Source organism: Streptomyces sp. NPDC021080 (genome assembly GCF_044333225.1).
Classification (GTDB): Bacteria; Actinomycetota; Actinomycetes; order Streptomycetales; family Streptomycetaceae; genus Streptomyces.
The window spans coordinates 239,906-261,654 of sequence record NZ_JBIRQM010000003.1 but is presented as its reverse complement, the minus strand read 5'-3'; the positions used below and the strand labels follow the sequence as shown (position 1 = coordinate 261,654).

Below are 21,749 nucleotides of genomic sequence, written 5' to 3'. Positions count from 1 at the left end.
GCCGTGATCGAGTTCCCGAGAATCCACGACCCGCTGGGAAGAGGGCTGCCCAACAGCGCCGAGATCTCCGCTGCGTACGACCCTGACCGCCTGCGCGCCGAGATCGGCGGACTCTCGGCGCGGGGTGCCGCGCCGCTGGCTGCTTTCCAGGGCCGCCGCGTCCTTGCCCTCCACAGCCTCGGAGGGGACCCGAACCGCACCGACACCGGAGGACCGAGCCTTCAGGACTACGCGGCGACACCTTGGCTGCGGCGCCTGCCGGCCTTGTGGAAGGTCCTCCGATCATTGCCGGCACCACTGCGATCCGTACGCCTCATAGCCCTCTCGCCCGGTGCCCGGTTCACAGGCCTGCAGTCCGTGAAGTGCGGTCCGCCGTGGGGGCTGTGCCGATTGCACCTGCCCATCGTCAGCAACCACGGCGCGCGGGCCGTCTTCGTCGAGGACAGTCACCGTTGGACCCCCGGCACCATGTCGTTCGCCGCTTCCTGGCGCCAGCACGTTCTTGTCAATGACGAGGACGAGGAGCTGGTCCACCTCGTCATCGACCTCTACCACACCGAGGAACTGGCCAAGCTGTTCCCCCAACGCCTCCAGGACAGGCTGACAGCCCCCGCGTCCCTGGAACTACGCCCGAGGGTCGCGCTCATCCCGGACGAGGAACGGCGCTACGCGTGCCGCTTCCCGCTCCCCGAATCCTTTGCGAACTGGGAACAGCCGGGGCACTTCCTTCCGCGCAATGCCCTGCGCGCCGTCGTCACTGCGGAGATCGCGATGAGCAGCGGCACACCCCGGCTCCTCCTGGCCGGACGGCCCTTCTGCGCTCTGGAGCACCTGGGCCAAGGCGAGTTCCGGATGCGAGGCTGGAGCGACGAACGTACCCTGCAGGTCCAGGCCGACCCCCGCCAGGGGACGACCGTGGTGATCTGCGCCCGGGATGGTTCCAACACCTATTCCACCTGCCTGCCGGCAAGGTCGGTCGCCTGACCGACGTCAGTCGACTGCCCAGCCAGCCCCGCAAGGGCCGCGGTGAAGCGCTCCCTCCGAGAAGTGGCACCCATCTGACGGCACAACCCCTCACCCTCGGTCAGCAGTACGAAGGCCTTGGTCCGATGGCCCTCTGCCACGTGCGCGGCCGCGAGGCTCAGCAGCACCTCGACCTGCAGCAAGGGGTCCTGGATGCTGTGCGCGAGATCCAGGGCCTGACCCAAACGCTCCTGCGCCCGCGCGATCCTACGTCGTCGTACGTCGACCGTGCCCTGCCCCAGCAGAGCTGCGCAACGGCCGCTGAGATCGCCGAGCCGACTGGTCGCCCGAAGACTGGTCTCGTACGCCGCTGCCGCCTGATCGAGTTCACCGCGGGCCAGCCGGAGATCTGCCTGAGCGAGGTGAACCTGCGCCGCACTGCGCCCTTCGAACGACTCGGCCATCCGCACCGCGACGCGCAGAGAACCCTCCGCCTCCTCATCCCTGCCCAGCTCCAAGAGGGTCTGCGACATCCACCGGTGCACCTGTATCTGCGCCTCCAGGTCTCCTGCCTCCCGAAGGATCGGCAGACATTCCCGCCAACGCTCCAGGGCAATCGTGGTCCGCCCCTGGATGCGGTCCGCGCACGCGACCTTGCGTAGGGCGAGTGCGTACCCATGCCGGTCACCGACCTCCAGGAACAGCTCCCGGGAGCGCTCCAACAGCGGGAGTGCCCGCTCGTAGAGCCGCCGCGTGAGGTTGAGATCGCCCAGCCCCAGCAGCAGGGCGGCCTCTCCCCGCTTGTTGCCCTGCCGCTGCACGGTGGCGAGAGCGACCTCGTGGGTGTGCTGCCAGTCGTCGAAGTGGAAACGTATGCTGAAAAGGCACCTCGACGTGGCAGCCAGGTCCCAGGCGATCTCGTCCTCGTCGTGCTCCGCGGCTTGGGCGCACAAGGCGGTGATGGTCGACCGGTCCGCCTCGTACCAGTCGAGCGGGTCACCTGCCGCCAGCTGGATCACGTCCTCGGATACGGAGGGCCGCGGGCCAAGACCGTGAACCACGGTGAAGTCCCCGCCGCACACCTCACGGTGCGCCAGATCCGCCAGGGCCAGGGTGGTCGCGGCCACACGCTGCCGGGCCGCCGCCCGCTCAACGCCGGGCTCTGTCTCGGAAAGGCACTCCGAGGCGAACAGTCGTACGAGATCATGCATCCGGTAGCGAGCTTGCGGGCTCCCCATGGGCGTGACGACGTCCACCAGACGAGCGTCCAGCAGCTCCTCCAGAAAGTCCTCCGCCTCCAGGACGGGCAGGCTCAGCAGGGGTGCGCAGACCCACTCGGCGAAGTCCGGCGCTGCCAGGAGTGCCAATCTGCGAAAGAGCCGGCGCGCCTGCGGACTGAGTCCTTGATGTGAGAGCTCGAGGCTGCTTCGTACCTCCAGTCCTTCGTGCGCGAGTTCGTCGAGCCGACGTCGCTCGTCCACCAGTCGGGAGGCGGCCCTGCGCAAAGACCAATGCGGCTTGGAGGCCAGCTTCGCCCCGACGATCCGCACGGCCAGCGGCAGGCGGCCGCAGTACTCGACGAGCTTGCGAGCCACGTCGGGCTCCGCCTCGACACGGTCCTCCCCGACCAATTGGCAGAGCAACATGTGGGCCTGATCCCGGCCCAGGACATCCAGCTCGAGTACATGCGCGTTCGGCACGGTCGTGAGCCGGGTCCTGCTGGTGACAAGTACGCCGCACGTGTCCGTTCCTGGGAGCAGCGGTCTGATCTGTCGGACGTCGCCGGCGTTGTCCAGGACCAGCAGCATCCGCCGGCCCGCGACCAGGCTGCGGAAGAGCGCCGCGCGTTCGTCCAGGGAATCGGGTATCGCCGCGCCCGACAGCCCGAGCTCCCGCAGAAAGCGGGCCAGGGCCTCCTCCGCCGACACCGGATCACTGTCCATGCCGCGGAGGTTGACGTACAGCTGCCCGTCGTTGAACGTCTGACGCAGCTGATGTGCCGTGTGGACAGCAAGAACGGTCTTCCCCGTGCCTCCCGGACCCACGATCACCGCGACCGGAACGGTTCCGCTTCCGGGCGCGATCGCCGATTGCAGGGTGTCGATCTCTTCCCTGCGGCCCACGAACTCGGCCAGATCGCCGGGAAGCTGGCAGGGCGGACCGTACGGATCGGTGAAAGAACCGGCATGCGATATGGAGGTCCGCTCGCGCGAGGTCCTCTTCGTGGCAGGAGCGTTTGCAGTTCCCTGCAGCATGCTCTTGTGTATCCGCTGCAAGTCTTCGCCCGGCGAAACGCCCAGCTCCTCACGCAGCAGTTCTGCTGTGGCCCGGTACATCTGGAGCGCGTCGGCCTGTCGGCCGGACCGGAAGAGCGCCAGCATGAGTTGCGCGCGCGGCCGCTCGAGAAGCGGATACTGCTCGACGAATACCGACAGCTCCGTGACCACGTCCTCGTTGAGCCCCAGACCGAGCTGGACGTCGGAGCAGTGCTCGCGCAGGGCGATGTACTCCTCCTCCAGCCGACGGATCTCAGGCTGCCAGGTACGGCAGTCCATCCCGGAGAGAACCCCACCGCGCCACAGCCCCAGCGCCGACTTCAGCTGGGACAGAGCCCGCCTGGGATCGTCCGCTTGGCTGGACGCGCGCGCCTCTTCCTGCAGGTCACGGAAGACCATCGCGTCGATGCGCACCCCGGCCCCCACCATCAGCTGGTAACCCGGCCGCCGAGTGACAAGGAGTTCCGGTGACACTCCACCCTGCCTGAACATACGGCGCAGCATGGAGATGCAGGCGGCTACCTGATTGGCTGGATCCGCTGGGAGATTGTCCTCCCAAATGCTTTCCGCCAAGTGCCGGGTGGAAACCGTCTTTCCGGGACTCAGCAGGAGCGTCCCCAGGGCCGTCCTGAGCCGTGGCGCAGATATGTCCAACAGCTGCCCGTCGACTCGGATTTCAAGTGGCCCGAGAAGGCCTAACTCCAACAGGCCGCCCCCCGACGGCACCGTAGACAGCACATCGCCCCCAGCGAATTGTATGCAGGTGTAATGATCGATCAAACGAATATCACGCCGCCAGTGGGCCCGCCACACTTTGTGATCTTGGCATCACCTCTATGACCTGGGGAATTGACCGTATCTGGCCATGCGTCCGGGGCCGGAGGTCGAAGACTCCCCGCCTCTCGGGACTGTCGAGAGGAAGAGTCCTTGCCGCACTCGTCTTCACTTCATCAGCGTGAACCGGGCCACAGGCCGCGGCAGGGTCCTTCGCCATCCACTGCGCTTCATGCGGCTGCGCCTGGATGTGATCGCGGAGGACGCGCCGCGGTTCGGGGCGGGCCCTGCGGCGGCCGCCGGCTGAGTGGCAGGAGCGGGCCCCTGACCCCTCCGCGTCCATGTCCGTGTCTGTGTCAGGGGGGGCGGTGCGACTGGCCGGATCTGGTACATGATCGCTTCTTCGGCGAATTCGCTCCGTCGGCGAAGTGGGGCGCTTTCGCCAAGGCCGTGCCGGCGGTGACAAGAACGGCCGTACGGCCCGCAACGGCGTGTTGACCGCCGAGACGATCGGGGCCCCGCAGTCGTCGCTGCGGGGCCCCGCCGAGAGCGGCGGTCGTTCAGGATCCGGCCCGCGCGTCGGGGAGTTCGAAGACGCCATAACCGAATCCCCGGGCGCTCACCGTGCCCGCCTCGATCCCGACGCCGTCCGACTCCAGGGAGCGGACGCCGGTGGTCCACTCGACGGCGCAACTCGCGTGTTCCCGGCGCGGGTTGACCACGACGAGATACCGGCCGCCCCGTACGTACACGAACGGGTACCCGGCGTGCACCACCTCCACCGAGCCGCCCGGCCCCAGTTCCGGCGTGGCCGTACGCAACGCGATCAGACGGCGTACGAGATGCAGGAGCGAGGTGTCGTCGGCCCGTTGGGCGGCGACCGTCGGGCGGTCCGGAGAAGGGTCGAGGGGGAGATACAGACGGTCGGAAGGAGCCGTGGAGAAACCGGCGTTGGGGCTCTGGTCCCACTGCATCGGCGTACGGGAACCCGCGCGGTTGTAGCGCGGACCCAGCACACTGCCCTCCTTCTCGGGCAGCCCCGGAACGTAGCGCATACCGATCTCGTCGCCGTAGTAGATCGCCGGAAGGGTCGGCCAGGTGAGCTGGAAGGCGAAGGCGGCGGGCAGCTGACCGGCCGTGCGGGGGCCGCAGTTGAGACGGGAGAAGTCGTGGTTGGCGGTCGGGAGCGCGATGAAGCCGCTCTCGCCGAGCGCGGCGGTCGCACCGCGCCAGGCGTCCACGAACGGGCGCGGCGAGCCGCGGCCCTCGGCGTCGAAGAAGCAGTCGAGCTGCTCCCAGGCCTCGTTGACCGTGCCCTCGCCGTTGCTCCACAGCGAGCGCAGGGCGTGCCCGTCGGTGGGGCCGCCGAACTGGAGGAAGAAGTCCGCGTGGAACCCCGCGGGGACCGACACCTCGGGCTCGCCCCACTCCGAGAGCAGCACGGCCTCCGGATGGGCGTCGTCCAGCCAGTTCCTCAACTCGGTCCAGATCGCGGCTGTTTCCCTCTTGCCGGGGTCGTCCTTCACGAGCGAGGCGGCCATGTCCACACGGAAGCCGGCCAGGCCGAGGCCCAGCCAGTGGTCCATCACGGTGCGCAGCGCGGCCCGGTTGGCGCGCGGACCCGGCGCGTCGACCGGCAGGCGCCAGGGTTCGGCCGAACGGGCGCGCCCGTAGCCGAAGTTGAGGGCGGGCTGGAAGGCGAAGAAGTTCGGCAGGTACGCCCCCGGACGGGTCCCGGGGGAGGGGACGAATCCGTCCGGGCGGTGGCCCTCGGGCGCCCAGATGTACCGGTCGTCGGCCGGATCGTCCATCGCGGCCCGGAACCAGGGATGCCGGTCGGAGGTGTGGCCCGCCACGAGGTCGAGGAGGACGCGGATGCCGCGGCGGCCCGCCGCGTCGACGAGGCGGGCGAGGTCGTCGGAGGTGCCGTAGCGGGGCGCGACGTTCAGGTAGTCGGCGACGTCGTATCCGGCGTCGCCGAACGGGGACACGAAACACGGGTTGAGCCAGACGGTGTTGACGCCCAGCCACGCGAGGTGGTCGAGGCGCTCGGTGATTCCGGCGAAGTCGCCGATGCCGTCGCCGTTCGAGTCGGCGAACGACTGCGGGTAGATCTGGTAGAAGACGGCGTCGGCCAGCCAGGCGGGGGCGGGGCGGAACGAGGTCATGCCTCGGACGATAGATCAGCGCACCGGGCGTCCGCTGCCCCACGGGCCGCCGTTCGGCCGTCGTCCGGCCCTCCGGCGCCGTCGGCATCCTCCACCCTGACCGGCCGGACAGGTCCTAAGCTCGGCGAGATGTTCACCCCGCAAGGTCCCACCCTCCGCGAGCTGGCCGTGCAGGCTCTCTCGTCGATCGAGCACGGCTACGACCTGCTCGCGCCCAAGTTCGACCACACGCCGTTCCGGACGCCGGACGCGATCCTCGAAGCCGCGGGGAGCGCCCTCGAGCCGATGGGGCCGTTCGCCGCGGGACTCGACCTCTGCTGCGGCACCGGCGCGGGCATGGAGGTCCTGCGGAAGCTGTGCCGGGACAGCGTCACCGGGGTCGACATCAGCGCGGGCATGCTGGCGGTCGGACGCTCGCGGCTCGGGGCCGGCGATCCGCCGGCTCCGGTGGGGGAGGACCGGTCGCCGGTGAGCGAGGATCGGTCTCCGGCGGGTGAGGGCGGGGCCCCGTCGGTCGCCTTCGTGCGCGCGGACGCCCGCGACCTCCCCTTCAGGCCCGTGTTCGACCTCGTCGTGAGCTTCGGCGCCTTCGGGCACTTTCTGCCGCGTGAGCTGCCCGGTCTGTTCTCCGGCGTCCACGCCGTCCTGCGCCCGGGCGGGCGCTTCGCCTTCCCGATCACGGCTCCGCCGGGCCCCGGCTCGCTCTGGTACTGGGCCCTGCTGGGGTTCGACATGGTGATGCGGGTGCGCAACGCCGTCCGGCGTCCGACCTTCGTCATGTACTACCGCACGTTCCGGCTCGGCGACGTCGAGCGGGAGCTGGCGCGGGCCGGATTCCGGACGGAGCTCTACGCGTTGGACGAGTTCGGCCGCCGACGGGACGGCAGCCCGCGGGCCCGCATGGTCGTGGCCACACGTGAGGACACCCCGGGAGCGCCCGTCGGCGGCGCGTGACGCTGGTCCCGGCCCCCGGTGCTCACTTGGCGGCCGGCAAGGTGAACTCGTAGACCAGGGCGTCCTGTCGGGCGTCCACGGTCAGGTCGGTGATTTCCAGCGGGCGGTCGTACTGGTCGTGCACGCGCCGGGTGACCCGTACCGACTGCGGCAGCCTGGTGATCGCGTCCCGGTGGTGCAGGGTCAGACCCGCCTTGCGCATCCAGTCGTAGGCCCGTGACAGCTGCGCCGAGGAATGGCCGTTCGCGCGGTCGCGGTAGCGGGCGAGCTCCTCCACCTCGGTCACGGCGATGGCGGAGAACGATGTCACGGCCGAGCGCAGGCCGCTGCCGTCGGCCGCGGCGGACTCGTAGCGGTGGACCAGCGTCGCCCGCCGCGGGGCGAGTCCGAGGGCCTCGGCGTGTTCCGGCGGGGGAGTCTCCCAGGTCACGGTGGTCCGTCGGCAGCCGTCGGGCTCGCCCGTGTGCGCGCCGACGGGGAAGTCCAGGGACGGGACGTGCTCGGCGCCGGTGCCGGACAGCGTGGCGTGGCTGCCGCGACGGTCGGTGGAGACCTGGCCCTCGCGTCGCAGCATCTGCAGCGCCTGCCGTACGGTCTCCCGGCTGACGCCGAAACGCATGGCCAACTCGCGTTCGCCCGGCAGGCGTTCGCCGGGTGGGATGATCCCGTCGCGCAGCTCGCCGAGCAGTTGTGCGGCGATCCGCGCGTAGAGCGGTTCGTGGTCGGACGGATGGGTGGTGCGGGCCATGACCGCGCCTCCTGCGTGGTGACAAAACGTAGCCGTGTGAGCTCGGTGCGCCACCACATCTAGCATTGGTCTAAACCACCAGGAAAGGGGGGTCCGGTGACTTCGGCCGATTTCGGTCCGCGCCCCCGGCCGGAGCGGGCCGTGCTCGGAGCGCCCCGCCCGAGCGGCGCCGGGCCCCGGCTCCCTTGGGCCGACTGCGATGTGCGGCCCGGGCGCCTCGCCGCCCACGTCGGCGGGACGCCCTCCGAGGGTCCACGAGACCACGGGAACCGCCGGACCCGCCGTGTCCGAAAGTGCCCGGCCGGGCGAATGGCGCGTCACCCCGGACCGAACATCCCTCGCCAGGTCCAACGGCCGGGCGACAACGGTTCGTTCCCGATCCTGCTGTGACAATTCGCCCACCCCGCGCCCCTGTCGGTCCGTCCTGCGGCCGCCTCATACTCCAGGCTCCGGCCGGACGACGGGACGGCCGGACACCGGGACGAGGGAGGCGGGCCACAGTGAACGCGGCGGACGCGGGGACATGGAAACTGGGCGACCGGGAGGTCAACCGGATCGGTTACGGGGCGATGCGACTGACCGGCAACGGCATGGCCGGGAACTCGGACGGCCCCCCGATCGACCGCGACCTCGCGGTCCGCCTGCTGCGCCGGGCGGTCGACCAGGGCGTCGACCACATCGACACCGCCTCCTTCTACTTCTCCCCGCTGCGTTCGGCCAACGAGCTGATCAATCGCGCGCTGTCCTCCCGCAGGGACGACGTGGTCGTCGCCACCAAGGTCGGACCGGGCCGTGATCCGTCCGGTGCGTGGCAAGGCATGGCCCGTCCCGACCAGCTGCGCGGTCAGGTGGAGGAGAACCTGCGGCAGCTGGGCCGGGACCGTCTCGACGTGGTGAACCTGCGCTGGACCGGCTCCGAGGCGCACTCCGTCGCGGAGCATTTCGGGGCGCTCACCGAGCTGCGCGACGCGGGTCTGATCCGCCATCTGGGACTCTCCAACGCGCGCCCCGAGCACGTCGCCGAGGCCCGGTCCCTGGCTCCGGTCGTCTGCGTGCAGAACTCCTACGGACTCGACCGGCACCGGGCCGACGGCAGCGGCCTGGTGGACCTCTGCGGCGAGCTCGGCATCGCCTTCGTCCCCTTCTTCGCGGTCTCCGGACTGCGCCGTGAGGCGGCCGCCGAGCCGGAGGCGGACGACCGGGTCCGTACGGTCGCCCGCGCCCACGGTGCGACGCCGGCCCAGGTGCGGCTCGCCTGGACCCTCCACCGCGGGCCGCACGTCCTGGCCATCCCCGGCACGGCCGACCCGGCCCACCTGGACGAGAACATCGCGGCGGGCGCGTTGCGGCTCACCCCGGAGGAACAGGAACTGCTCGGAGCACCGGCCGGTGGCGGGGCGGCGGCCGTGGACGGGGCGCCGGCGTGAAGGGCGCCTCGACACTCCTGCGACGGGAGGGCGTTGTCAGTGGCCGGCCGTACGCTCGCCGCGTCAGGGTTCGGTGGACGGAGGCGACGTGAGTTTTGACCTTGCGGTGTGGTTCGAGTCCGGGCGGGTTCCGGTCGCCGATGCCACGCGCACGTACGAGCGGCTGTGCGACGGCGACGTGGCCGGGGCCGGAGTCGTCGTGAGCGAGGCCGTGGCCGTGTTCCACCGGGAGCTGACCGACCGGTTCCCCGAGCTTTCGGCCACCGCGGACCTCGGCCCGGGGGCGGAGGCGTCGCCGTGGACGGCGGGCCTCGACGTCTCCGCCGCACATGTGATCATGCCCATGTCCTGGAGCCGGGCCGACGGGACCGCGCCCGAGGTGGTGGCCCTCGCCGGCCGGCACGGACTCGTCTGCTTCGACCCGCAGGCCCAGGTGCTGCACCGTCCGCCCGCGCAGCGCGGCACGGACGCACCGAGCCTTCGGCCGTGCGTCGGGCTGAAGGTGGAGGACCCGGACCCCGACGTGATCGACCGTGCCGTGCGCCGGCTGTCCGCGGAGAACTGGTTCCTGGTCCTGGAGCGGCGCAGCGGCCATTTCCTGCAGGTCGGCCACGGCCCCAACGCGGGCCTCGCCGCGGACGGGTTCGCCGTCGAACACCGGGAAGGCTCAATGGAACACCACTACCGCTGCGTGCTGAGCGAGCGGGACGAGGTGGCCGCGCTCTTCGCCGACTACGCGGCAGGAGCGAGCACCTGGAGCGTGGACACGCGGTGGGACAGCCTCTTCTGACATGACCGCCCGGCGGACGGCGCCGGACCCGACCGGTCCGGCGCCGTTTCTCCGGGAGGCTTCCGGGCCCGGCCCCCGCGCTTGTCGACGACGGTCTGAGCGCCGCGTTAGGCCGTCCGCCACGGGAGAGCGGGTACGGACCCCGGGGTGCTGTGCCAGTAGTCCCGTGTCTCCACCGCGAGTCCCGCGGCGTCGAAACGGACGAGGACGCAGCCCGCGAGCGTCGTGGGCCGGCCGTCCTCCCGCGCGAGGACGCGGAACTCGGCGACCGCCCGGCCTTCCTGGCCGACCAGGGGTTCGGAGAAGCGGACGTCGGTCGTGGTCTCGGACTCGAAGGACCAGCGGAGGTACGCGGCGAGCTCGTCCCGGCCGCGGTGGGGCTCCCGGAACGGCATGGACCGGTGGACGCAGTCCTCCGCGTACAGCTCCAGGATCGCCTCGACGTCGTGGGCCGACCAGGCGCGTTCCCAGACCTGGACGAAGTGCCGTGCCGCGGTGGTCGTGTCCATCGCCGGCCTCAGACCCGCGCGGGCAGCCAGCGAAGCTGCGCCGCCTGCTGGTAAGGGCCGCCGCCCTCATGGTCGTTGAAGTCGTACACCTCGATCTCCTTGTCCGTGTTCCCCCAGGCGTTGAAGGCTGCGAAGACCGTCGACGGCGGGCAGGTCTGGTCCTCCAGGGCGGCGGAGAACAGGGCGGGTGCCCGGCCGCGCGCGGCGAAGTGGACGCCGTCGAAGTAGGAGAGGGTGCGCTGCACCTGTTCCGTGCGGCCGCGGTGGGTCTTGAGGTAATTGCCGATCTCCCGGTAGGGGGCGCGGTCCGTGAGGGTCGTGGCGCGGGGGAAGTCGCACAGGAACGGTACGTCGGGGGCGACCGCCGCCAGATCGGGCACCAGACCGCCGACCGCGATGGCGATGCCGCCGCCCTGGCTCCCGCCGAGCACCGCGACGCGCGCCGCGTCGACCAGCGGATGCGAGCGGGCCGCCTCCACGGCGCGTACCCCGTCCGTGAACAGCCGCCGGTAGTAGTAGGTTTCCGGGTCCTCGATCCCCCGCGTCATGAACCCCGGGAAGGCGGGCGCGCTGCCCACCGGGTCCGGGGTCTCGCCGCCGCCCCACACGCTCGCCTGGCCGCGGGTGTCCATCACGAAGTGCGCGAAGCCGGCCGACGCCCACAGCAGATGCGTGTGCGGGAGCCCGCGTCCGCCGCCGTACCCGATGAACTCGACGACCGTGGGCAGCGGGGAGTTCGCCCACGCCGGAACGGTCAGCCAGCCCTTGATCGGGTGCCCGCCGAACCCGGCGAACGTGACGTCGTGGACCGTGACGGTCTTCAGCGGGATCCCGACCGGATCGAAACGGGCGGCGAGGTCGTGTTCGCGGGCCTCCTTGAGCGTCCTGGCCCAGAAGGAGTCGAAGTCCTCGGGCTCGGTGGACGCGCTGCGATAGGCGCGGAGTTCGTCGAGCGGGAGGTCGAACAGGGCCATCGGGGACCACCTTTCGGCAAACGACCACGGATGATCACACCGTACGTCCGCTTTCGCGGGCCCGTCTCGGCCGCGCCGGGAACAGGGCGGTTCCCGGCGGTCCGGGAGCGCGCCGCTTCTCAGGCCGTTCGCCGGGTCCGGTCCGGTTCCGTCCGCGCCCGGTCGTGCCCCACCGGGCCGGTCGGCGGCGTACCAGAGCCCACTTACGCAGAGATACGAGACCGGGACGGCGAATACGGCGCCCGCGCCGGTGAAAACACCCATGGCCAGAGCCTGTCCGGAAGAACTCGCCGCCGGACGCGCGATCGTGCCCCGGGCATCGGTCCACACATCGACGCGCGCACCACGCCGCAGACCCGCGGGCACACCCGCCGGAACGGTCCACACCGTTCCGTCGGACCCCGTCCGGTGAACAGGTGCGGGAGAGTGAGCGCGTCCCACCGCCCGGCGCCGAGGGCCTCGCCCTCCGCGCGTCCTCCACGGCTGGTGGCCCGTCCTTCGCGATAAGTGGATCAAGCGGCGAGTGCGGGAGTCGGCGGAGCCGTATGCTGCACTCGCATGAAGGATCTCGGTAGCCAGATCGCATACTGGGACGGCGTCGGCGCGACGAAGACATTCACCCATCCGGTGAATCCCAGCTGGCTGGCAGGGGTGGGTGCAAGCGCTCGGATCCTGGACTACGGCTGTGGATACGGCCGTGTCATGGCGGAGTTGAGCGATCACGGCTTCTCCGATGTGTCCGGCGTGGACCTGTCTCCGACGCTGATCGAGCGGGGCCGTCGGCTGAGTCCTGACCTGCGCTTCGCCGTCCTGGAATCCCCTCCGGACCTGATGTGTGCGTCAGCGGGTTTCGACGTCGTCCTGCTGTTCGCCGTGCTGACCTGTGTCCCTGAGGAAGATGCCCAGCGGGCTCTGATCGCCGAGCTCAGCCGTGTTCTGGTGCCCGGCGGGCTGCTTTACGTCAGCGACCTGGTCCTGCAGGACGACGAACGCAACCACAGTCGTTACGCCGCCCATGCGCAGCAGTTCGGCACACCTCATGGGGTTTTCGCCACGGACGACGGTGCGGTGTGCCGGCACCACGACATCACAGAGCTGCGTGCCCTGCTGTCGGACTTCGACATGGTGGACGAGCAGCGGATCGATGTCGCCACGATGAACGGCCACCGGTCCCAGGCGGTGCAGTTGCTGGTCCGTAAGGGGTAACCGGCACGGCCACTCGTCGATGGCGGCGATGGTGACGGTCGCCTCGTGGCGGACGGCGAGCGTGTCGTGGACGAAGTGTTCGTCTTCGCCCGGATCGAGCAGGGTGCCGCCGCGCGGATCCGCGCGTACGCGTTCCTCCTGCCGAGGTGGACGTCGAGAGTCGCGGCAGGCCTGCTGACCTGCCGCGAAACCGGCCCGCTGATCACCGGAACCGCCTGATCGTGCGCGGAACCGGCACGGGCGACAACTTCAGGGCTGGACGCAGTCTTGAACGATCTTGCGAGCCAGCAGGCCTTTCGGTTCGCGGAGTTCGTCCTCGATGGCGTCGGCCCGGGCCGTGTCGAGCATGACGGTGGCCGGGTGCTTCGTCCCCGTGGACAGCCGAGCCACACGCAGCCCGATGGCCGGGAGACCGAAATCCCTGTCCTGTCGCCTCGACGGGTCGGAATCCGCAGGGGCCCTGTTGCCCGAGTCGGCTCGATCGCGCGTGCTCCCCCCGCTGTCGCGCCAGGAGGACGCGTATGCGCCGACCTTCGCCCAAAAGTCCTGGTCGACGCTCTGGGTGCTGCCGGCCCAGCCGAATGTTCGCGCCGCAACGCCCAGTCGGTGCACCTCGATGTCGATGGCGTCGGCCAGTTGCCGGTCGTGCAACGCCGAGACAGCCGCTTGGGTGGAAGCGATGCGAGCAGCCGCAGCGTCCGCCCGGAACTCCGCGCGCCGGGCGCTGGACCGTGTGAGCCGAACCAGCAGCCGAACGGCGCCCTTCATCAGCAGGCCCGGGATCCACAGCACCCAATTCACGGTCTGGCCATGGACTTTGAAGCGCACGGCTGCTACGGCCATCTCATCGGCATACCGGGAGAGCGGGGACGCGTCGAAGGCCGCCTCGGACGCGCTCGTCCGGTGTTCCATCTGCTCCGCCCCGCCGGCCAGGGAAGCGAGTGCGGTACCGACCAGCGCCCCCCGTCGGACATCGCGCGACGCGAAGTGGCCCAATTCATGGGCGAGAGCGGCGACTCGCTGCTGCGGTGCGAAGGCCAGCCACAGGGGATAGCCGAGCACCAGCCGTCGTCTGCGCCGTATGCCGTAGGTGCCGGCTCGTACGGAGAAATCCGTGCCGACCTGTACGGCATCGAGGCGCCGCACGCCCACCGCGTCCGCCACCTCGTCCAACAGCGCGTACAGAGCGGGCGCTTCTTCCCGCAGCAGCGTGGGCAGATTCGGGTCGAGCCTGTCGAAACGGGGGCGCAGTACGGCGGCGCACAGGACCAGCAGCACCCCGATCAGCGGCTGCACAACCGTCTCGAGGCGGAGAACGATCAGCAGCAGACCGCCGATCAGCAGACTCGCCGTCAGGGTGTGCAGCAGACAGGCGACGCCACAGGCGGCAGCCGTCGCCACATGCTCCCGGAACGGTATGTCGGGCTCGGCCTCAGCGGCCACCCCTCGACCATGCATGACCCTCCCCCGACCCCGTCCCCGATTCGGCCCCGATCCCGACCGACACCGAAAGCGGCATCCTCCTCCTCTCGCGGAACAGGGACAAGACGGCCCGGCGCCGACGGCGTCGACGTTCCGCCCGCGGGACGACTCGCGGCGGTCGCGGACCGATCCGAACCCGATCCGAGCGACACCCCCTAGCCGAACCGCTCGATCCGGATCCGGCCCACCGGCTGCCCGGCCGCCACCAGCAGGCGTGAAGCGTGCTCGGCGAAGCCGTTGGAACCGCAGATGTAGGCCTCCCACCCACCGGGCGGCTGATCGGCCACGAGGGGCGCCACCTGTGCGGCGGTCATACGTCCGACCGGCACACCGTCCGGGGCCGCGCGGGTGAACACGGCCGTGGTCTCGTCGCCGTACTCCGCCGCGTAGATGAGTTCCTCGGGGCTGCGCGCGGAGACCAGAAGGCGTACCGGCACGTCGAGCGACCGGGCGCGGTGGTGCCGCAGCATCGACATCAGCGGTACGACACCGGAGCCGGCGCCGACGAGCAGCGCCGGCCGGTCCCCGGGCCAGGCGAAGAAGCCGCTGTTGGGGCCGCGGACCTCGACGGAGTCGCCGGGCCGGGCCACGGTGTGGAACCAGCCGGAGACCTCGCCGCCGTCGACATGGTCCAGGGTCAGTTCGATGTGACCGGTGTCGTCGGGCGAGGACGCGATGGAGTAGTGGCGCTGCGCCGCGTATCCGTCGTCGGCGGTGAGCCGCAGCATCAGATGCTGGCCGGGAAGGTGTCCTTCCCACGCGGGCACCGCGAACCGGAACGTCGCCGCGTGCGGGGTCTCGCGGCGAATCTCGGTGAGCGTCGCGGTCTGCCAGGTGGTGGCCGTCCGCGTGTCCACCGCGATGCGTCCGGGCACGGCGAACCGGGTGGGCGGTACGAAGGTCGTGGTCTCAGTCACCGGAGTAACGCTGCTCTTCCCAGGGGTTGCCGCGGGCGTGGTAGCCGTTCTGTTCCCAGAATCCCGGCTCGTCATGGTCGAGGATCCGGATGCCCGCGATCCACTTGACGCTCTTCCAGAAGTACAGATGGGGCACGATCAGCCGCGCCGGGCCACCGTGCTCGGCCGACAGCGGGCGTCCGTCGCACTCCCACACGATCCAGGCCCGGCCGCCGGCGAGGTCGGCCAGCGGGAGGTTCGCGGTGTACCCGGTGTGCGCGTACGCGACCGCGTGGGTGGCGGCCGGGTCCGGCCGTACGGCTTCCAGGAACGTGTCCAGGGACACGCCCCCGAACTGCACCCCGAACTTCGACCAGCTCGTCACGCAGTGGATGTCGCCCTCGTACGAGGAGCCGGGCAGCGCGTGCGCCTGCTCCCAGTCCCAGGTCCGCGGCTCGGTCACCAGGCCGTCGATCCGCAGGTTCCAGTCGGCGGGCGCCAGGTCCGGGGTCACCTCGGCGGACAGGACGGGCCAGTCGTCGCCGGCGTCGTACTGGCCGGGTGGCAGTCCGGGGTTGTGGACGCGCGGGCGCCCGGTGAAGCCTCGCGTGACGTTCATACGGGTGGTGCCTCCAGGACCGCCGGGGGCGACGGCCCGCGGATCGAGCGCGGTCGCCGGGGACGGCGGCCCGCGGATCGGGGTGACCGGTGCGAGCGCGGGTCGGTGTCCCGGGTGCGCACCGCTCATTGACCATTCAACGGTACGCGCACATGGATCGTGCTCCGAGCCGGTGAGGGGCGCTGATCATTGCGTACGCATGAACTCTCCCGTCGTCCGGGAATAGCCGCGCCCCGATCTTCCTTGCCCTTGGAGTCGACCCGTTGGCCCGTACACGCACAATCGGTGAGCGGTGTGACGGCGACCGGTGACCGCAGCGAAGGAGAGTGAGGGAACAGATGACCGAGGCGTACGTCTCCACAGAGTTCGGGAGCCCGGAGACGCGGGAGGCTCCTGCCGTCCGTCACCCTCTCGACAACCCGGCCCTCGGTTCCCTCACCGGGCCCCACGCGCACTTCGCCGAGCGGCGCGGTCGCGTGCTGCGCTACCCCCGTGACGTGTCCCCGTGGCTGGCGCTGCCCGACGATCCGGGCGCCGCCGACTGGGCGGATCTGGCGGACCTGGTCGGCCCCGGGGGCGAGGCTCCGCTGGCCGGTTTCGACGGGCGGACCCCGGACGGCTGGGAGGTGATCTTCAGCCTCGACGGCGTCCAGCTCGTGGACGACGGACTGCGCGCGGCGCCCGACGCCGAGGCCGTGCGGCTCGGCCCGGCCGACGTGCCGGACATGCTGGACCTGGTGGAACGGACCCAGCCGGGCCCCTTCGAGGCGCGCACCGTCGAACTCGGAACGTACCTCGGGATCCGCCGGAACGGCGCCCTGGTCGCCATGGCCGGCGAGCGGCTTCACCCGCCGGGCTGGACCGAGATCAGCGCGGTCTGCACGGACCCCGGCCACCGGGGCGAGGGGCTGGCCACGCGTCTGATCCTGGCCGTCGCCCACGGCATCCGCGAACGCGGCGAGACCCCGTTCCTGCACACCGCGGCGAGCAACACCGGCGCCATCCGCCTCTACGAGTCACTGGGATTCCGGCTGCGCCGTCCGGTCCGCTTCATGGCCGCACGGGTGCCGCAGCGGCCCGGCCACGTCCGGACCGCGGACACGGGATGACGGCGTGCGGCCCGCGGGGCCGGCGGACCACGGTGAAGCCGGGTCAGCCGCCCGGCGGCCTCGCCTCCGGCTTCTCCTGCTTCTCCGTGTCGTACGCGGTGGCCGTGGCGTTGTAGCGCATCAGATACGAGGCGAACCGGGCCAGGTCCTCGTCGGGCCAGCCCGCGAGCCGCTCGCGGAACGCCGCCCGGCGGCTGCGGGTCACCAGGGCGAGGACCGCCGTGCCCGTGGGCGTCAGATGCAGCACATGGACACGGTGGTCCTCGGGGTCCAGGCGCCGCTCGATCAGCCCGGCCCGCTCCAGCGCCGCCACCTGACGGCTCACCGTGGACTTGTCCAGCGCGTAGTGCGCGGCGAGGTCCGTGGCCCGGCAGCCGCCGACCTCCCGCAGGTGGCCCAGGAGGGTGTACGAGACCAGGGACAGCTCGGGATGCATGCGTTCCGCCGAGGCCCGGGCCCGGCGGGCGAACACCGTCATCTCCCGCTGGATGATCTCCACGGCCGACTCGGGCGGCACCCCGTCGGCCGGCGCCCCGGCGTCGGCGACGTGGTGAACGGACTCCTCGGACGGCATGGCAGGACCTCCTCGAGCTGTCCTGGTTGCATACTACAACTTGAGGTGGGAGGGGGAGGAGTGACGCAGGTCGGCCCCCGGTGCACCCGGAGGCGGGCGGACGGCACGCGACGTCCGGTTGTCCGTGTCCGTCGGCTGATCGTTCCTGTAGGGTGGCCGTCCCGGCCGCGGACCGTCGCGGCCGACGAGTCGCCCAGGAGGTGAGACCCATTACCGCTGTGTCAGGTCGGGTGCTCTCCTCTCCAGGCAACGTGGTCGCCGTCTGACGGTGGCCGTGGGAGCGCCCTTCGGTTCGTCGAAAGGCCTCGGCTTCATGCCTCCTCTCTCTCCTGATGTTCCCGGCGTCTCCCCTGACGTTCCCGGCGCCGCCGACCCCATGGTCGCCGCGCTCCGCTCCGCCGGCTGTGTCTTCGCCGAGGACGAGGCGGAGCTGATCCGCTCCGCCGCCCGCACCCCGGACGAGGCCGCCGCGATGGTGGACCGGCGCGTCGCGGGACTGCCCCTCGAACACGTCCTCGGCTGGGCGGAGTTCCACGGTCTGCGCGTCAGTCTCGATCCCGGCGTCTTCGTGCCGCGCCGCCGTACCGAGTTCCTCGTCGAGCAGGCCGTCGCGCTCGCGCGGGGCGCGTCCGTCGTGGTGGACCTGTGCTGCGGCTCGGGCGCGGTCGGCGCCGCGCTGGCCGCGTCCCTCGGCGGTCCCGAGCTGCACGCCGCCGACATCGACCCGGCGGCGGTGCGCTGTGCCCGCCGTAATGTCGCGCCGTTCGCGGGCCGGGTCCACGAAGGGGACCTCTTCGCGGCGCTGCCCGCAACCCTGCGCGGCCGTGTCGACGTCCTGGCCGCCAACGTGCCGTACGTCCCGACCGACGAGGTCGGCCTGCTGCCGTCGGAGGCCCGGGACCACGAACCCCTGGTCGCCCTCGACGGGGGCGCGGACGGGCTCGACCTCGCGCGCCGGGTCGCCGCCGAGGCGCCGCGCTGGCTGGCGCGCGGCGGCTGCCTGCTGATCGAGACGAGCGAGCGCCAGGCGCCCACGGCCGTCGAGGCCTTCGCCCGCGCCGGGCTGATCGCGCGCCTGGCCGTCTCGGAGGAGCGGTACGCCAACGTGGTGATCGGCGTGAAGCCCTGATCCGTCGGGCCGGCGCGGGCGACATGCCGCGTTCGGCCCCTGGTCGGCCGGTCGTCCCGTCCCGCGCGCCACACTCTGGCTGACCGCAGCTGCCAGAGGAGGGTCCGGACATGAGCAGAGCCCCCGAGAGGTTCGACGCCTGGGACATCAAGGAATCGGGGCCCGCGGACGCCAAGGTCCGGGTGCTGCTGCTGCCCGGCGGGATGTGCAGCACCGCGTTCTACGACGACCTGACGGCCGCACCGCCGCTCGCCTCGGCGCCGGTGCGGCTGGTGGCCGCGACCCTTCCGGGGCACGCGGGCACCACGCCGCCGCACGATCTGTCCATGGAGAACTACGCGGCGCTGGCGGGTGCCCTGGCCGCGGAGCGCGACTGCGGTGTCGTGGTCGGCCACAGCATCGGTGCCAACGTCGCCCTGGAGATGGCGGCCGGCGGGCACTTCGCCGGGCCCGTGGTCCTGCTCTCCCCGGCGTTCTCGGCATCCGACGAGGACAAGGCGCTCGCGATCGCCAACAGCCTCGGGCGGGTGCCGGGGGTCGGGATGCTGGCCTGGGCGGGCCTGGTCAAGCTGGCGCCCCGGGCCATGGCGAACCGGCTGCCGCCGGCCCGGCGCGAGGCGCTGACCGCCGAGTTCGAGAAGAACGATCCGGCGTTCTGCCGCCAGGTGATCCGGCACTATTTCGACTACCTGGACCGGTACCCGGACCTGGTCGCCCGGCTCCGCGACTCGGGTGTGCCCGCCTGGGTCGTGCGCGGCGACCACGACGACATCGGCCTGTCCGAGGAGGAGCGCACCGGACTGGAGGCGGCCCCCGGCGTGACGATGGTGTCCGTCCCCGACGCCGGCCACCTGGTGATGGTCGAACAGCCCGACGCGGTCGCCGAACTGGTGGTGGGGGTGGCTCTCGGCTGACCGTGCCGCAGGGTCCGCACCACGTGTGCTGCGGTCCGTGCCCGGCCCTCCCCGGGCGGTCGGCCGAGTGATCCTCCTCATTGTGCAACTAGTTGCATAACCCGCGGCCCGTCGTCTACAACAGACGTACGACACCGCGCACGGAGGGCCCGATGAGCCGTTACCCGCATCTGCTGAACCCGCTCGACCTGGGCTTCACCACGCTGCCCAACCGCGTGCTCATGGGCTCCATGCACGTGGGCCTGGAGGAGGCCGAGCGCGGCTTCGAGCGCATGGCGGAGTTCTACGCCGCCCGCGCGCGAGGCGGCGTCGGTCTGATCGTCACCGGCGGCATCGCGCCCAACGACGCCGGACGCCCGTACGAGGGCGGCGCCAAGCTGACCACCGAGGCCGAGGCCGAGCAGCACGCCGAGATCACCGCCGCGGTGCACCGCGAGGGCGGGAAGATCGCGATGCAGATCCTGCACTTCGGCCGGTACGCCTACCACCAGGACCTGGTCGCCCCCAGCGCGCTGCAGGCCCCCATCAGCCCCTTCGTGCCGAACGAGCTCAGCGACGCCGAGATCGAGCGGACCATCGACGACTACGCGCGCGCCGCCCGGCTCGCCCGGCAGGCAGGCTACGACGGCGTCGAGATCATGGGCTCCGAGGGCTACCTCATCAACGAGTTCATCGCCCTGCAGACCAACCGGCGCGAGGACCGCTGGGGCGGCTCGTACGAGAACCGGACGCGCTTCCCCGTCGAGATCGTCCGCCGCGTGCGCGAGGCCGTCGGCGACGACTTCATCATCATCTACCGCCTGTCGATGCTCGACCTGGTGCCCGGCGGCTCCTCGCTCGACGAGGTCATCACGCTCGCACGGGCCGTCGAGGCCGCCGGCGCGACGATCATCAACACCGGTATCGGCTGGCACGAGGCCCGTATCCCCACCATCGCGACCTCGGTGCCGCGCGGCGCGTACGCCTGGGTGACCAAGAAGGTCATGGGCTCCGTCTCCATCCCGCTGGTGACCACCAACCGCATCAACACCCCCGAGATCGCCGAGCAGTTGCTCGCCGACGGCCACGCCGACATGGTCTCCCTCGCCCGGCCGATGCTCGCCGACCCCGACTTCGTCGCCAAGGCCGAGGCCGGACGCCCGGAAGCCATCAACACCTGCATCGGGTGCAACCAGGCCTGCCTCGACCACACCTTCAGCGGCAAGATCACCTCCTGCCTGGTCAACCCGCGCGCCTGCCACGAGACGGAGCTGGTCCTCGCGCCGACCCGGCTGCGCAAGACCGTCGCCGTCGTCGGCGCCGGGCCCGCCGGACTCGCCTGCGCCGTCAGCGCCGCCGAACGCGGCCACGAGGTCACCCTGTTCGACGCCGCGGACGACATCGGCGGTCAACTGAACGTGGCCCGCCGGGTTCCCGGCAAGCAGGAGTTCGACGAGACGATCCGCTACTTCCGCACCCAGCTCGAACTGCACGGCGTGGACGTCCGGTTGAACACCCCGGCCACCGTGGAGAACCTGGAGACGTACGACGAGGTCGTCGTCGCCACCGGCGTCACCCCGCGCACCCCGGAGATCGAGGGCGTCGACCACCCGAGCGTCGTCGGCTACCTCGACGTGCTGCGCGACGGAGCCCCCGTCGGCGACCGCGTCGCCATCCTCGGCGCCGGCGGCATCGGCTTCGACGTCGCCGAGTTCCTCACCGACAGCGGCGACAAGGCGAGCGAGGACCCGGCGACGTACTTCCGCGGCTGGGGCGTCGACATGGACTACCGGACCCCCGGAGGACTCGCCGCCCCCGAACGGCCCGCCCCGCCGCGCACGGTGCACCTCCTGCAGCGCAAGGCGTCCAAGGTCGGCGCGGGACTCGGCAAGACCACCGGCTGGATCCACCGCACCGAGCTCAAGCACCGGGGCGTCACCATGGTCCCGGGCGTTCGGTACGACCGGATCGACGACGCCGGACTGCACGTCACCGTCGACGGGCACAGCCAGGTCCTGGAGGTCGACACGATCGTGCTGTGCACCGGACAGGATCCCCGCCGCGACCTGTACGAGGCGCTGCGCGCCACGGGCCGCGGTGTCCACCTCATCGGCGGCGCCGACGTGGCCGCCGAACTGGACGCCAAGCGGGCCATCAAGCAGGGCACGGAACTGGCGGCGGCCCTCTAGGACGCCGAAGAAGACGAACGGCGGCCCTCCCGCGGAAGACGGACCGGGGGAGGGCCGCCGTGGTGTCCG

The 21,749-nt window shown here is 71.2% G+C and carries 19 protein-coding genes and 1 pseudogene; 10 read left to right on the top strand and 10 right to left on the bottom strand.

Translation table 11 applies throughout. The features are described 5' to 3' along the window. Positions 1-3: 3 nt before the first annotated feature. The gene (locus ACH4S8_RS08725) at positions 4-984 is read left to right on the top strand and encodes an aspartyl/asparaginyl beta-hydroxylase domain-containing protein (protein WP_398391984.1); all 981 of its coding nucleotides are present in this window, start codon (positions 4-6) and stop codon (positions 982-984) included. Here ACH4S8_RS08725 and ACH4S8_RS08720 read toward each other — a convergent pair. From ACH4S8_RS08720 to ACH4S8_RS08710, 3 genes and pseudogenes are all read right to left on the bottom strand, one after another. Continuing rightward, complete coding sequence (locus tag ACH4S8_RS08720) at positions 948-3,653, bottom strand: BTAD domain-containing putative transcriptional regulator (RefSeq protein ID WP_398392354.1); 2,706 nt, start codon at positions 3,651-3,653, stop codon at positions 948-950. The two genes, ACH4S8_RS08725 and ACH4S8_RS08720, sit on opposite strands and share 37 nt — an antisense overlap. 27 nt (positions 3,654-3,680) lie before the next feature. Further along, positions 3,681-3,965, bottom strand: a pseudogene (locus tag ACH4S8_RS08715) (winged helix-turn-helix domain-containing protein); the annotation flags it as partial. Between the two features lie 608 nt (positions 3,966-4,573). Continuing rightward, positions 4,574-6,181 (bottom strand): alpha-amylase family glycosyl hydrolase, encoded by a 1,608-nt coding sequence (locus ACH4S8_RS08710; protein ID WP_398391983.1) that lies wholly within the window; start codon positions 6,179-6,181, stop codon positions 4,574-4,576. Positions 6,182-6,310: 129 nt separating this feature from the next. On the opposite strand from ACH4S8_RS08710, the gene ACH4S8_RS08705 reads away from it, so the two are divergent. Then, entirely contained in the window at positions 6,311-7,135 is an 825-nt protein-coding gene (locus tag ACH4S8_RS08705) for a class I SAM-dependent methyltransferase (RefSeq protein WP_398391982.1), read from the top strand. Between the two features lie 22 nt (positions 7,136-7,157). Here the strand turns inward: ACH4S8_RS08705 and ACH4S8_RS08700 are convergent, their stop codons facing one another. Beyond that, positions 7,158-7,883, bottom strand: coding sequence for a GntR family transcriptional regulator (locus ACH4S8_RS08700; protein WP_398391981.1), 726 nt, complete (start codon positions 7,881-7,883; stop codon positions 7,158-7,160). Positions 7,884-8,383: 500 nt separating this feature from the next. Here ACH4S8_RS08700 and ACH4S8_RS08695 point away from each other — a divergent pair, with 500 nt between their 5' ends. Continuing rightward, the gene (locus ACH4S8_RS08695) at positions 8,384-9,310 is read left to right on the top strand and encodes an aldo/keto reductase (RefSeq protein ID WP_398391980.1); all 927 of its coding nucleotides are present in this window, start codon (positions 8,384-8,386) and stop codon (positions 9,308-9,310) included. 88 nt (positions 9,311-9,398) lie between these two features. Then, entirely contained in the window at positions 9,399-10,100 is a 702-nt protein-coding gene (locus tag ACH4S8_RS08690; protein ID WP_398391979.1) for a hypothetical protein, read from the top strand. A gap of 107 nt (positions 10,101-10,207) precedes the next feature. Here the strand turns inward: ACH4S8_RS08690 and ACH4S8_RS08685 are convergent, their stop codons facing one another. Together ACH4S8_RS08685 and ACH4S8_RS08680 are read right to left on the bottom strand one after the other, a co-directional pair. After that, complete coding sequence (locus ACH4S8_RS08685; protein ID WP_398391978.1) at positions 10,208-10,609, bottom strand: nuclear transport factor 2 family protein; 402 nt, start codon at positions 10,607-10,609, stop codon at positions 10,208-10,210. Between the two features lie 8 nt (positions 10,610-10,617). Then, positions 10,618-11,583, bottom strand: coding sequence for an acetylxylan esterase (locus ACH4S8_RS08680; protein WP_398391977.1), 966 nt, complete (start codon positions 11,581-11,583; stop codon positions 10,618-10,620). 558 nt (positions 11,584-12,141) lie between these two features. On the opposite strand from ACH4S8_RS08680, the gene ACH4S8_RS08675 reads away from it, so the two are divergent. Together ACH4S8_RS08675 and ACH4S8_RS08670 are read left to right on the top strand one after the other, a co-directional pair. Continuing rightward, positions 12,142-12,789 carry a class I SAM-dependent methyltransferase gene (locus ACH4S8_RS08675; RefSeq protein WP_398391976.1) on the top strand — a complete coding sequence of 216 codons (648 nt, stop codon included), beginning with the start codon at positions 12,142-12,144 and terminating at the stop codon, positions 12,787-12,789. A 45-nt stretch (positions 12,790-12,834) separates the two neighbouring features. After that, positions 12,835-13,008 carry a hypothetical protein gene (locus tag ACH4S8_RS08670; protein ID WP_398391975.1) on the top strand — a complete coding sequence of 58 codons (174 nt, stop codon included), beginning with the start codon at positions 12,835-12,837 and terminating at the stop codon, positions 13,006-13,008. Between the two features lie 30 nt (positions 13,009-13,038). Here ACH4S8_RS08670 and ACH4S8_RS08665 read toward each other — a convergent pair whose 3' ends face one another. From ACH4S8_RS08665 to ACH4S8_RS08655, 3 genes are all read right to left on the bottom strand, one after another. Further along, a complete protein-coding gene (locus ACH4S8_RS08665) occupies positions 13,039-14,232 on the bottom strand; it encodes a M48 family metallopeptidase (RefSeq protein ID WP_398391974.1) in 1,194 nt (397 codons plus the stop codon). A 194-nt stretch (positions 14,233-14,426) separates the two neighbouring features. Next, complete coding sequence (locus ACH4S8_RS08660) at positions 14,427-15,188, bottom strand: ferredoxin reductase (RefSeq protein ID WP_398391973.1); 762 nt, start codon at positions 15,186-15,188, stop codon at positions 14,427-14,429. Then, complete coding sequence (locus ACH4S8_RS08655; RefSeq protein ID WP_398391972.1) at positions 15,181-15,786, bottom strand: sulfite oxidase-like oxidoreductase; 606 nt, start codon at positions 15,784-15,786, stop codon at positions 15,181-15,183. Before ACH4S8_RS08655 ends, ACH4S8_RS08660 begins: the two co-directional genes overlap by 8 nt. Before the next feature lie 338 nt (positions 15,787-16,124). Here ACH4S8_RS08655 and ACH4S8_RS08650 point away from each other — a divergent pair, with 338 nt between their 5' ends. After that, a complete protein-coding gene (locus tag ACH4S8_RS08650) occupies positions 16,125-16,895 on the top strand; it encodes a GNAT family N-acetyltransferase (protein ID WP_398391971.1) in 771 nt (256 codons plus the stop codon). 43 nt (positions 16,896-16,938) lie between these two features. On the opposite strand, the gene ACH4S8_RS08645 is transcribed toward ACH4S8_RS08650, so the two are convergent. Continuing rightward, positions 16,939-17,373, bottom strand: coding sequence for a MarR family winged helix-turn-helix transcriptional regulator (locus tag ACH4S8_RS08645; RefSeq protein WP_398392353.1), 435 nt, complete (start codon positions 17,371-17,373; stop codon positions 16,939-16,941). Between the two features lie 409 nt (positions 17,374-17,782). Here ACH4S8_RS08645 and ACH4S8_RS08640 point away from each other — a divergent pair, with 409 nt between their 5' ends. The 3 genes from ACH4S8_RS08640 to ACH4S8_RS08630 all read left to right on the top strand — a co-directional run bounded on the left by ACH4S8_RS08640 (position 17,783) and on the right by ACH4S8_RS08630 (position 21,680). Next, positions 17,783-18,598 carry a putative protein N(5)-glutamine methyltransferase gene (locus ACH4S8_RS08640; protein WP_398391970.1) on the top strand — a complete coding sequence of 272 codons (816 nt, stop codon included), beginning with the start codon at positions 17,783-17,785 and terminating at the stop codon, positions 18,596-18,598. 110 nt (positions 18,599-18,708) lie between these two features. After that, complete coding sequence (locus ACH4S8_RS08635) at positions 18,709-19,512, top strand: alpha/beta fold hydrolase (protein WP_398391969.1); 804 nt, start codon at positions 18,709-18,711, stop codon at positions 19,510-19,512. Positions 19,513-19,664: 152 nt separating this feature from the next. Next, the gene (locus ACH4S8_RS08630) at positions 19,665-21,680 is read left to right on the top strand and encodes an FAD-dependent oxidoreductase (RefSeq protein WP_398391968.1); all 2,016 of its coding nucleotides are present in this window, start codon (positions 19,665-19,667) and stop codon (positions 21,678-21,680) included. The last annotated feature ends 69 nt before the right edge of the window (positions 21,681-21,749 follow it).